Annotated in this window: 11 protein-coding genes, 1 tRNA gene and 1 riboswitch; of the genes, 2 read left to right on the plus strand and 10 right to left on the minus strand. The window is 42.0% G+C overall.

Going from position 1 to position 12,172, the window contains the following annotated elements:
* Positions 1 to 949: 949 nt before the first annotated feature.
* Positions 950 to 1,129, plus strand: coding sequence for a hypothetical protein (locus tag BM528_RS09530; protein WP_156844047.1), 180 nt, complete (start codon positions 950 to 952; stop codon positions 1,127 to 1,129).
* Positions 1,130 to 1,182: 53 nt separating this feature from the next.
* On the opposite strand, the gene BM528_RS09535 is transcribed toward BM528_RS09530, so the two are convergent.
* The 9 genes from BM528_RS09535 to BM528_RS09575 form a co-directional block, all read right to left on the minus strand.
* The gene (locus tag BM528_RS09535; RefSeq protein ID WP_071979596.1) at positions 1,183 to 2,109 is read right to left on the minus strand and encodes a DMT family transporter; all 927 of its coding nucleotides are present in this window, start codon (positions 2,107 to 2,109) and stop codon (positions 1,183 to 1,185) included.
* Positions 2,110 to 2,314: 205 nt separating this feature from the next.
* Complete coding sequence (gene rimI, locus BM528_RS09540) at positions 2,315 to 2,806, minus strand: ribosomal protein S18-alanine N-acetyltransferase (protein WP_071979597.1); 492 nt, start codon at positions 2,804 to 2,806, stop codon at positions 2,315 to 2,317.
* A gap of 6 nt (positions 2,807 to 2,812) precedes the next feature.
* A complete protein-coding gene (locus BM528_RS09545) occupies positions 2,813 to 3,367 on the minus strand; it encodes a hypothetical protein (RefSeq protein WP_071979598.1) in 555 nt (184 codons plus the stop codon).
* A 268-nt stretch (positions 3,368 to 3,635) separates the two neighbouring features.
* Positions 3,636 to 3,712, minus strand: a tRNA-Trp gene (locus BM528_RS09550).
* A gap of 114 nt (positions 3,713 to 3,826) precedes the next feature.
* Positions 3,827 to 4,672 (minus strand): phosphotransferase, encoded by an 846-nt coding sequence (locus tag BM528_RS09555; protein WP_232230463.1) that lies wholly within the window; start codon positions 4,670 to 4,672, stop codon positions 3,827 to 3,829.
* The gene (gene pnuC, locus BM528_RS09560; protein WP_071979599.1) at positions 4,629 to 5,276 is read right to left on the minus strand and encodes a nicotinamide riboside transporter PnuC; all 648 of its coding nucleotides are present in this window, start codon (positions 5,274 to 5,276) and stop codon (positions 4,629 to 4,631) included. The genes BM528_RS09555 and pnuC overlap by 44 nt, the downstream gene beginning before the upstream one ends.
* Positions 5,276 to 5,539, minus strand: a complete 264-nt coding sequence (locus BM528_RS09565; protein WP_071979600.1) for a YkoF family thiamine/hydroxymethylpyrimidine-binding protein — start codon at positions 5,537 to 5,539, stop codon at positions 5,276 to 5,278. Before BM528_RS09565 ends, pnuC begins: the two co-directional genes overlap by 1 nt.
* A 12-nt stretch (positions 5,540 to 5,551) precedes the next feature.
* The gene (locus BM528_RS09570) at positions 5,552 to 7,663 is read right to left on the minus strand and encodes a TonB-dependent receptor (protein ID WP_071979601.1); all 2,112 of its coding nucleotides are present in this window, start codon (positions 7,661 to 7,663) and stop codon (positions 5,552 to 5,554) included.
* Between the two features lie 56 nt (positions 7,664 to 7,719).
* A riboswitch (TPP riboswitch) is annotated at positions 7,720 to 7,824 on the minus strand.
* A 155-nt stretch (positions 7,825 to 7,979) separates the two neighbouring features.
* Positions 7,980 to 8,405, minus strand: coding sequence for an acyl-CoA thioesterase (locus BM528_RS09575; RefSeq protein ID WP_071979602.1), 426 nt, complete (start codon positions 8,403 to 8,405; stop codon positions 7,980 to 7,982).
* A 60-nt stretch (positions 8,406 to 8,465) separates the two neighbouring features.
* Here BM528_RS09575 and BM528_RS09580 point away from each other — a divergent pair, with 60 nt between their 5' ends.
* Positions 8,466 to 10,856: a GNAT family N-acetyltransferase gene (locus BM528_RS09580; protein WP_071979603.1), complete on the plus strand. Its 2,391-nt coding sequence runs from the start codon at positions 8,466 to 8,468 to the stop codon at positions 10,854 to 10,856.
* Between the two features lie 48 nt (positions 10,857 to 10,904).
* Here BM528_RS09580 and BM528_RS09585 read toward each other — a convergent pair whose 3' ends face one another.
* Positions 10,905 to 12,170 (minus strand): tetratricopeptide repeat protein, encoded by a 1,266-nt coding sequence (locus tag BM528_RS09585; RefSeq protein WP_083595250.1) that lies wholly within the window; start codon positions 12,168 to 12,170, stop codon positions 10,905 to 10,907.
* Positions 12,171 to 12,172: the final 2 nt, after the last annotated feature.

Raw genomic sequence — 12,172 nt, forward strand, 5'->3', positions numbered from 1 at the left:
ACTGACGCATCAAACTCCCTAAGTACTTTTGTCGCTCAGCCCTTATACAGCATGGGCTACAGAAGAACTCGCGTCAAATCGCCAGAAGATAAGTGCAACAAAGAGGAAGTTTGTACACAGTTACAGGAAATTTTGTACACACAGGTCGAAAATAAAGTGCAAAATGATGGTGTTAACAGCAACTAAATTTGAAGGTAAGTCTGATATCTCAATTAGAAATAACCGTATTGGTTCGCTTCAAGCATCTTCAAAAACAAACACTAAAGCAAAAATTACACCAATAATAAACTCCCTCATTAAATTTTGTAATTTGGTACAGAAGAAAACATTTACCAAAAAAAGAGACTCTTTTTAACGGTAGTACTTTTTACGTCAAACCCAGTAACCACAAGGCCTACAGCCAGGTTTGTGTCATGGAATTTCGCTAAAAACGGTAAATATGGCGATTTGTACTCAAGTTTGTACACACTTTCCGAGGTTACGCTTGAACATCATTGAAAAGCAAAGAAACGAGAAAAAGACAAAAAGCCTTTAAATTCAGTACGTAGAGATGTGATTGTGGTGTGCAATGAAAGGTGGTTTTAAGCGTTGAAAGGCTGGGCGGCATCAGGGTGCGAGATGATAGCGAAAGTTCTTCGCTTACTGATTTCATTGAGAAAATCTTGGTTTGCCATGTATGCATTCTTTTGGTTTGACACAGATTTGAAAAGCACATCAAAAGCCGATAATTCACGCTTTGCGCAATAAATCTGTCTAATTACTCATTAATGCGCGCTATTTTCTCTTATCTTGTCTCGTTAAACAATGAATGGTTGCTTTTACCTTCTGTTTTGCACGTTGAACGAGTAATTAGTACCTTTTTTTGAAGATAAGGCCGTTGGTTTTAACACCAACTTTTTTACATAAGGTCGAATGAATATTGTGTCTTGAGGGTCAGGGCTTAGCACTAATGTCTAATTTTATGGTGCACAAAGACATCGCTGCCGATACGTTAACTTCCGTTTTTGAAGACGAAATCATTACGCCAAATCGAAGAGAAGCGGTTCAAGCTGTTTATTATAAAAACAGCACTGTCTCCTCAAGAATTTCTGCGTTTCTAAATTTTATTCAACCGAGGCTTAGCTTGTAGTACTGAGGATTAAATTAGAATAGCAGATGACACTGCTATCAAACGAAATAAAATTAGGAACGATTATGTCGAGCAATTTTCTTTAGAATTTTAGCAGGGAGGCCATTAACTACAAGTGCCGCTATCATTAAAACGGCACCAGCTACAACCAAAGGCAGCAAAACTTCATCTAGCAGTAGCACTGAACTGACGTAGCCAACTATTGGCGTTAAGGTAGAAATTAGCACAATTTTTTCAGGTGCTAGCTTTGGTCCGGCTGCGACCATTAAACCAAATCCGAGTCCAGTAGCAACAGGCCCTATATAGGTTAGTAACAGCCAATTTAAAGCATTATATTGCGCAAAGTCGGGAAAGGGCTCGAAAGCAATAGCGAAGCACAGCATAGCAGTACCAGCAATTACAAACTGCCAGAATACTGCTTCAATAACACTCCCGTGCCAGCGGTGAAAAGACACTCTTCGGATGGCGATGGCCCAGAGTGCCGAGGCAACTAACATCCCCAGTAGCGGTATTCTTGCTCCGGGCTCACCTGAGGCGAACAATATCATTGCACAACCAACAGTAGAGACAGCAGTAAGTATCAATCGCTTTGACGTTGCCTGCTGACGATACCAAAGCGTATCGATAAGCAGCATCCATAGCGGGGTGGTGTAAATTAATATACTTGCCGTTCCTGCCGGAATGAATTGAAGACACAACGTAATTAGCCCCATCGACAATATAAACTGAAAAAGCGCGACAACAGCAACAACAGCACGATCTTTGCGGTGTAAAATGGGAACCCGCTTCTTTGTTAACATAACGAAAAGTGCCAAAACGGGTATGCTGAGCAAAAATCGAAGACTTACCATCCAAAGCGGCGTAACTATCTCTAAACCCACCTTCATTGCCGGCCAATTAAATCCCAGACAAAGCACAGCAACTAATAGCATTTTAATGCCCTTCGACTGTACGTCATTTGATATATAACGGGTAGACATAGGTTTGTAATCCACAAAAAACAAAGTTACGCATTATTTAAAAGATACGCTTGATAAACGAGTGGCGCTTAGTAAATGAGCACAGCTAGATCAAACCAACTAAGGTACTCGCAGCGCACTGCATAGAAGTGCCGCGACTATAGATGAAAAAGAAGTTGAATAAAATGGGGAATGACAATACGCAACCAAAAAACTGACTATACGGTCAATTTTTAATTACACCTCTTGGTAAACCTTTATCTCCCACTGCACTCCACTTCATGACGAGAGCATCCTCTTTACCATCTCTTGTAGGATAATAGTTCTTGCGTGTGTCGATATAATGAAAACCGAGCTTTTCGTATAACGATATAGCGACTTGATTACTCTCTCGTACGTCAAGCCACATCTCTTCCATACCATTATGATGAGAACGCTGTAAAACAAAGCTTAAAAGTGCTTTTCCAACGCCTTTACCTCTTACACTTTCATCAACAGCAATATCCATTAGCGTAGCTTCACTGAGCACCTCAAGCACAATAGCGAAACCAACCACCTTGTTTGCCTCAAAGGCAAGAACACCGTAATAAGGCGGGGTAAAGCAATCTTCAAAGGTCGCATAAGACCAGGGTTCTATCTGTACAGATTGATGGATGTGATGAGCTTGAACTAAATTATCACTCTCAGTTTGCGTACTCACTAAATGCAACGTTGACATGTAGCCTTACCTTTTTACTTGGCTTACTTTAACGAGCTCATGCCAAAGCGTGCGTTTTTGTGCTCCAGAGAGTCGTTCAGGCGGTACTGGCAAAACAATCACATCCTCGTGAATATTTAGCGATTTACCAAGCAAAATTGTCATTTGATTGGAAGCAAGTCCCAACTGTACACATGCTAAAGTAATATCGGACAACCACTCTGCACTGATGGCTTTTTGTTGCGCACTAAGCGGTATTCCCAAAGGTTGAGACTGAGCAGTTGAGATCTCTTGCGGCGTAACTGTAGACTTAGCCTTGGGTTTAGATTTAGGTACACCTCCAACATTTGCACGCAATTGCTCCAAACGAGACTGCTTTGCTTCCTGAGATATGGGCTGAGAGACGGCGAATTGATCATTGCCTCCAATTTTTTGAGAGGCAATCGCGTCTCTGCTCGAGCCGCTCTCGTTTTCGTTCCTATTAGTTTCACTTTTCAAAGACGATATATACGCTTCTTTGGACATCCAAACAGGGATCCCCATCTCTTGTAAAATTGCGTGTTGGTATAACGATAAATGCATAACATTCTCCAGAGAAAGAGAGAGCAATAAAGAGAATCAGAAAAGAGAGTCGTAAAAAACCGACCGCTTTATACAAACGTCAAACTGAAAAAATACGCAAGTAAAGAAAAGAATTAACTCTAAAAGCAACTCACGTAGTATCCATTAGTTTACTTTAATCAATAAGAATATTGAACGACTAATCGGTTCCATCAAAACTATAATGAAATAATCTAGGCAAAATACATTGAATATGAAACGAATAGCAATTGGAAAGAAAGAGGAAGAGTGGCAGGGGTGGAGGGACTCGAACCCCCAACCATCGGTTTTGGAGACCGCTGTTCTACCAATTCGAACTACACCCCTAGCGCGAAGTGAATTATACGTATGACTTTGAAAAGGTAAAGCCTTTTTATTGACTCTCCTACACTCATGCTTAAATTACGCTCAAAACGTTTAATTTTCCATCTAGGCGACGTTTCAAACCATGTTATCACTAGATGTTTTCACCAGTGCAGCGTTCCAAAGAGCATTGGTTACGCTTACTATTTTTTCAAAAAGTGAATATTGCTGTAGCGCTGCTTTATAACTTATCCCCACAATATCAGCGTAAGCAGATATCAATTCTAGGCTTTCATTGTGCGTATATGAATTTATCAAACAGCATGACGCAATGTCGAAATAACGGTTACCCACTGCACCGTATTCCCAATCTACAACCATAGGAGGCGAACTGGAATATTCCAATACGTGGGCTTCAAGTAAGTCGTTATGGCAAAGCACCACATCCTGTTTATCGTTCTCACTGCGTATGACTGCATCTTCGAGGTCACATGCTTTGCAAAATAAATCACTGCGCTTATCGAGGTTTGCAATGGTGATATAGTGGTGCCATCTTTCATGCAAATGCAACTTAGGGCCATCAACAACTGGCAAAGCGTGCAATTGCGCAAGCACCTTGGCCATTTTTGCTGGGGTAAGAGACGCGTCACTCTGAGTGCCCTTTTCTTTATCTGCCTCTCCGGTTTTGACTTGACCTTCCGATTGATGTACCCATTGTTCAGCCCAGATAGTTGCATCTTCGCTTAACCAAAAAGGCACAGGAGCAGCACCTAAGTCAGACAAAGATTTCTGAAGTTGAAACTGTTGTTGCCTGTTAACCCCGCTAAAGTCGTCGTCACCCAGCCATTTAACTGCTGCGTGAAGGTTAACATCACACAATTGGTAAACATGATTTACGGCGCCTGAAGGACACTTGTGCAGTGTCGCTTCAGGGCTCAAATTAAGCGCTTCGTGTAACTGACTGAGAATGTATTCTATTTTCACTCTGAGCTTTCCATTGCGTAAACCACTGATAGTAACCAAATATTGAGAAGCCAACATAGCCCAAGAAAAGGCAAGCTGAAAGCGCGTAGCCAACCTGTAAATAGAGATAGGCCGAAGCGAGATTGATAAAGAACCAATAGACCCAATTTTGAAGAATTTTATGCGCAACCATAAATGTCGTTATCACACTCAGTAAATTTATACTGGCATCAAGTAGTAAGTACTCACTGTTAAATTGAGAGCTTGCTACCGAAGATAGACCATACGCAAGTAGCAACATCACAGGCACTATTAGGCTATGGATCCAAAGCGCCCAAGAATGAACCTTCTTGACGCCTCCGTCTGCCGTGCTTCCCTTCGACCATTGATAATATCCGTAACCCGCCATTACCATATAAAACAGATTTAGCGCTGCTTGAAAAGGCAAGGTAACTTGCCAAAACAACCAAGTATAAATAGCGGTGCTGACAAATGCGCAAAGCCAACACCAACTATTTTGCTTTGCCGCGAGTGCGACATGAGCCAATGCCAATACGACTGCTATCCACTCTAATGGCGAGGTCGCGGTTATTTGAGTATAAAAGCTTGAAAGAAAGTCCTGCACTATGAGGACTTTCTTGCTTGCATTGCATCAAAATTAAGAAATTTAGCAACGAAAATGGCCTGCCCTACTTCTTCGTGTATGCGCTGCATTTCTTCGCCTAAAATCGTCATTACCTCTGTGTAATCGCCAGTAACCTGCGTGCTTGTTGAGCATGTTGTTACATTGAGCGCCTCGTAGCTATTTAGTCTGTCAATAAATTGCTGAATAGGCGGAATGTATTCATTCACCAGTGGATACAGTGACAATTCAACCATAACTTGCATAAACCTACCCCTTTAAAATTCGTATTTAGCAGTAACACCAAACTGTCGACCATTTCCCAACTGATAGTAAGGCTCTTCAAAGGCATATTCATCCCTGGGATCGTTACTAAAACCACCAAAGCCCCGCGTGTAGTATTCTCTGTCAAACGCATTTTGCACCCAAACCGAGGTTTGCCAATTGCCGTTAACAAAAACAATCTCTGAGTTTACTAACGTCGTGGAAGGCGCAGTCACATCATGCCCATCAGAAAAGCGGTATTCATCTTTATAATCTATATCCACTCGCCATGTAATAGCATCTGTAAGCGCATATTCACTGTATAAGTTGCCTGTCCATTTAGGAGCTTGTGCCTGACGTTGCTCATCAACCACAGTACCGTCTGCTAGTGTATAACCTTCAAACGTGGCCGATAGGTAACCGGCACTCGCGCTAATTTGCCACACATCAGAAGCAAGCCACGATAGCTCAAGTTCAGCCCCTTTATTTGTGCCTAAATCAGCGTTATCGATTATATCTACAAATCCAGCAGTACCATCTTCGCGAGTTATAACATCAAAGTCGCTCACTTGTGTGTCGGTTCTGTCCATATAAAAAATAGCAGCACGGGCTGTTAAGTTAGAAACAAGAAGCGGACCTTTAACACCGACTTCATAGTTCCAATTGTATTCTTCGTCGAAGAAACGTTGGTCTTCATTAACTCTGTTGTCTGGATTGAACCCCGGGCCTTTAAAGCCTCTTGAGATACTTCCATAATAAAAATGATCTCCACGGGTGTATTGAAGAGCGATTTTGCCCCCCACCATATTGGTATCATTACTTCGAGTTAAACCACGATTATCAGCAAATTCAAAATCGTAATTTTCTGCACGAACGCCTGCAATTAAGGTTAAATCATCTTGTAAACGAGTTTCTGTGCGCAAATAAAGTGCTGTAGTGGTAGGCGCAAACTCGCTAGCATAATCGCCGCTTAGATAGGTATATTGGCGCAACAGCTTCTCTTCGGTGCCTTTGTAAAAGGCCCCCACGGTCCAGTTTGTTTTGCCATTAAATAGCGCAGCATCATCTGAAGATACAAAGCGCACTTCCCCAGTTTGAGTATCTACATCGCGAAAGTAGGCGTCGAAAGAGGTGTATCCAAACGGATGGAAGCCCGTGAATGTCCAGTCTTCATCATAACCATAGGCTATGTTGTGAGAAGCATGAGTGGCTATCACAATAAGGTCACCAGCGCGTGTTGCTGTTGTTGAGCGAGCGCTAACAGCATGGGTTTGGTGTTCATCAAAACCTGGCTCGTCAGAAAGCGTTCTATTGTCATTGTCTAAAGAAAACGCATCATAGCCGTTGTCGATGTCATACCAGCGATATGCAAGTGCCAGAGTGGTGTTTTTATCTACATTACCCTCAACTGCCACACGCATTGCGGTTTCATCTATGTTATTGGTGTCGTCTCTATTTAAGAAGGTATTTTCAACAAAGCCATCACTTCTGTTATGCACTAAGGCAACTCGATATCCCCAATTCGCATTGATGTCGTCGCCGGTAGCCGCTTCAACACGATAGCTATCTTTGTTACCAACTCGGGCTTCTACATAATCTGGTGCGCTGCTGCCCACATCGTTGCTCGATAATTTTACCGCACCCGCTAAAGCTCCTGTTCCATAAAGCGTCGCCTGCGGTCCTCGATATACTTCTAACTGCTTAGTATCGAAAATAATGCCCGCTGCGGCTAAACCTGAAAAATCGAATTCATCGGTGATAAAGCTTACTGATGGATTAATCGGCTCTGCGAACTGACTTCTTTCACCAATACCGCGAATTTGAATAAACCTTCCGCGAGACGCACCCGCAGCAAAGTTTACATTGGGAATGCTGTTTAACACGCTATCGATATGTGAAGGCTGTCTACTGCGCAAGCGCTCTTGGCCCAAAATAGTCGCGCTGGTGCTAAGCTGGTCTAGTGTGGTTTGACGAAAGTCGCCCGTGACGACTATCTTTTCTATTTCTTGTGCTGCTACAGCGTCATTTTGAACATTTTCGGTAACGCTCGCTTGTGCAAATGCAGAGCTTGCTTGCCCAAGAATAGAGGATGCAACTAAGGATAGAGTGAAAAATTGTTTGTACATAGGATCTCTTGTTCTCTTAATAAGAAAAAAGACCCGGGATTAACGGCAGGTGTTCAGGCTATATTGTAAACCATTCCTACGCCGGTATTATCCGGATCAGGTTTAAGGGTTCCCACTGTTGTGGATCTCAGACCGTAAAACGGACACCCCTTGGTATAATTCGTTTAAAAATCAATGAAAAATAACGAACGCGACGGAGTGTACCACCTCCCTCTGTTCGGTCAAGCACAGCAAGCGTTAAGCTAAGTTCATATTTCTTCTAACTTATTAAAAATTCAAAACGTTGTGAAAATTTACATGCGCTTGCATTCGGCCTTCAGCTTTTATCTATATTCAGATTTAATCTGCGAACTTCATCATCGGTTTGCGCTATTAACCCTTCTAATGTTTTTCCGTGGGCAGTAGGCTGTCTAGACTCAGGGTCAACTTTTACAAAAACAATATCGTCGGCAAAACAGATTGTTTTTTTCGTCGCTTTATTACGCACAAGGCAACTTACGGTAATAGAGGTTCGCCCCACTGCCTTGGTCTCTAAACCAAACTCAACAATATCGCCCTGCATTGCTGGCGATTCAAAACTAATTTCACCAATGTGCTTGGTAACCAAACAATTGGTTTCAAGCTGACATATCGCCCATATGGCAGCTTCTTCGTCAATCCACTCTAGTGCTCTACCGCCAAACAATGAGTTGGCATAATTGAGATCGTTGGGCATAACTAAACGCCGAGAGAGAAAGCGCATTCGAATTCCTTAATATAAATCGCTACTATATGACTTTAATTATACCGAAAAAAACTTTACATGGCGCTACAACAATTACGCGAATGGCTTCTTACCCCCGATAGCTATGAGTCGAAGCTCGACATGGGCAACGCAGCATTAGCAAGCGAACCTATTGATTATCACAGGCGCATACTTGTTATATCGGGAGATGAAGCCTTCTGTCGTAGCAGCCTTAGTTTTTTGATGAACAATATTCCTGAGAATATTCAGGTAGGTTCCTTTACCGGCTCAGAACTAAAAGGTAAAAACAGAAAAGTGCTTTTAGGTTCTGAACGAGATATCGGTATTTTACATTGCCATGAATCATTCAGCCCAGGCAACGTTATGGCCCTAGCAGGAACTGTAAAAAAGTCTGGCTGTTTAATTCTAGTAACCCCAGCACTTAAGACATGGCCGTATAAACACGACTTCCCGTTTATTTCTCATGGTTATTCAATTAACCTCAGTGCCTATATAACAAGGGTTGTACAGCATTTGAACGCTGACAAGCGAGTAGCCCTTCACAGCCAAGAGAATACTTACATACCAGAAGCACAGTCTATGACTGTCTCATCACATAGTGATGACTTTAAGATTGAACAGAGCAGCACGAGTTTGGTAGAAAATGACTTTGAAAATGGGAGTGTTCATTTTCTATCATCCCAACAGAAGCAGGCATTTAACGCACTTTGTGAGCAATATAGCAACGGCAATCTAAACACAATTGTTTCTGCACCAAGAGGCCGCGGGAAATCTACATTATTAGGTATATTTGCTTGGTACCTGTTGTGTAAAGGCAAACGGGTGTTGTTAACGAGTACCCTTATAGACAATGTACATGTTGTTTTTAACCAATTAGAAAAGATATCGGAAAGTACTCAGCTTCTAAAGATGCGTAAAATTTCTGATAAAAAATACATATTGGGCGATGGTGTTATCGAGTGGATGGCCCCCGATAATACACTGCTTAAGCAAGGTAATAATGACGTTATCCTTATCGACGAAGCCGCCTCCTTTCCTCTGCCTATGCTTTTTGAAATTGTTGAAAAAAACTGTAGCTGGGTATTAAGCACCACTATTCAAGGTTATGAGGGGAGCGGAAGTGGCTTCCTGCATAAACTTATGCCGCGTTTAACCAACTTCCTAAAACGCACAAAAAGCACCGACCTTAATCAGATAGAACTTACAACGCCACTGCGCTGGTTGGAAAATGATCCTATCGAGGACTTTTTAAGAGGTGTGTTCTTGTTTGAAGACGTTAACGCTTCATCAACTATTGAGTTATCGGCTAGTTCGGTTAACAGCACTGACGAGTTGAGACAGAAGCAACTTAACGACAAAGTAGATAATCAAGAGACCAGTATTGAAAATCATTTAAAAAACGATGAGCTCAATATACATCCCCAAATACTAGCTACAGCGTTTACCCGTCTTAACGAGACTGAGCTTTCTCAAGTGATGAGTTTATTAGCCCTTGCGCATTATCAAACTTCACCAGACGATCTCATGCGCCTAATGGACAGCCCTGACCTTATTTTATTCGTGCACTTTCACCATTCTCGTGTTGTGGGCGCCGCGGTAGTCAATAAAGAAGGCGGTAATGCGCTTCAAGAGTTGGGGGATGATATTGCCATAGGGAAACGAAGACCTAAAGGTCACTTGAGCGCTCAACGAATTACATTGCTCACCGCTAATGGTAAAAATGCTGCGTTAACCTACTGGCGTATCAACCGTATTGCTGTACACCCTAAGTATCAAAGAAAGGGATTTGGTAAAGCTATTCTTAGTGAGATAAAGCAGGCGGCAAGCAGAAAAAAAGTGGATTTTTTAACTACCTCTTACGGAATCGACGAACATGTAAATATGTTTTGGGATGCCAATCATTTCAAGTGCGTGTATAGGGGTGAAAAAAGAAATAAAGCTAGTGGAGAAGTGAGTGCGCTAAGCATTTATTCACTTTCAAGCCGCGCAAAAGAAGTAGAGTCTATACTTAACAATATCTACGAGAGTCACCGAAAACAACTTCCTTTCATTTATATTAGCTACCAGTTGCAAGACCTGTACATCAAAAAGCTATCGCACTTTGTAAGCGGATATAGGCATCTAGAAAGCGTTTGGCCTATAGTCTCTTCCCTGGCAAAATCTATATCCGAAAACACGTGTAGATATAACAATACGATTAAGCGGCAAGATAGTTGTTCTAAACACCAGGCGAGCTCAATCAACTTTGGCGATTGCTTTCACGATGCAATATTCGCAACCTACCCCCAATGCACTAGTGAAAAACTAATACCCTTGTTATCAAAGCAAGAACTCAACTATGCAACACTGGAAGGCGTTATAGAAACCTCAGGAAAAAAGGAGACTAATAATAGCCTTAAAAGCTTAGTACAGCGCTTTTTGTGCAATGTAGAAAGTCAAAAGGATTAGTAAAACAAAAAAGCCTCCGTGAGGAGGCTTTTTGAACAAGCAAATCGATTAAATGCTTATGCCGCGATTTTTCGCTTTTTCCTTGATATAAGGTTCCCACGCCGATGCGTTACGGCGAAGAGAGCGATCTTTCTTAGCTTCTTGAATATGTCTGAAGGCTTCTTTGAAGTTACCCGCATAGAAATTCGCTTCCATAAGTGTGAAGTGAACTTTAGCAGGCTTTTCAACGCCTCTATCAAGCGCATTTTCTAATGCCTTAATAGCGCCTTTATAGTCTTCAGCAACAAGTAAAAGCGTGCCTTGCTTTTTGTAAAGCTCTGGATCAGAACTCATCTCAGCAGCTTTACCATAAAGCGACGCCGCTGTTTTAAATTCCTTCGCAGAGTGATAAGCATTAGCTAGACTAGCTAACATTTTTTCATCTTCTTCAAGCAAGCCGGACTTTATGTACTTTTCCATAACCTTGGCACCGCGATACGGCATGCCATTTGTTTGGTAAAGTTGAGAAAGTGCTTTTATCTCGCTTTCTTTTTCAAGATAACCTTGAATGTAAGCAAGTTCGAATGTAGACAAAGCTTTCTTATAATCTTCAACAGAAAGATAGAAGAAACCTAACTGACTCCACCAACGCGGCTCTTCAGGGAATTTACGTACAAGTTCCTCTGCCACAGCCACAGTTTCTGGATACATCTTACGCTCGTAGAAAGACGTCAGTTTCAATACATACGGGTTTTTGTTTGGCTCTTCGTATAAAGCTATTGCTTTATCTGCTGGCTCTATCATCTTGTCTAATTGCTTAGATTCATAATAAGCCTGAGTCAAACGCGTATATACATCGGCGTCTTCTTTACAAGTGAAATCCATCCACGCGTTATACCACTTAACGGCGTCAGTAAACTTCTCTTCCTGCATACTCAAATCGCCCAATAACTTGAGAGTCTGAGAATGCTCCAGATCGTTTAGTACCTTCGGCTGAACAGAATCAGCCAAGAAACCGTAAGCCTTCATCCCTTTGCCTTCTTGAGAAGCAAGTAAGTTACCAATGAAGCGTTTTACATATGCTTTGTCAAAATCATCAGAAGGGTCAATATCGTATAGGATATTCAACGCTTCATCGACTTGGTCTTCATTGTAAAACTCAAACGCTTTCTGTACTTTTTTACCAGTACGCTCGCCTACCAACGTAGTTTTGCCCTTTTCATATCCAGGACACACCACTGCAGAAGACTGCGCTAAGGCAGCAGACGATGTGAACATCGCCCCCGCGCCTAGCACTAAAGCAACAGCTGACATTTTAAATGAACGTATCATCATAA

Source organism: Alteromonas sp. RW2A1 (genome assembly GCF_001886475.1).
GTDB lineage: Bacteria > Pseudomonadota > Gammaproteobacteria > Enterobacterales > Alteromonadaceae > Alteromonas > Alteromonas hispanica.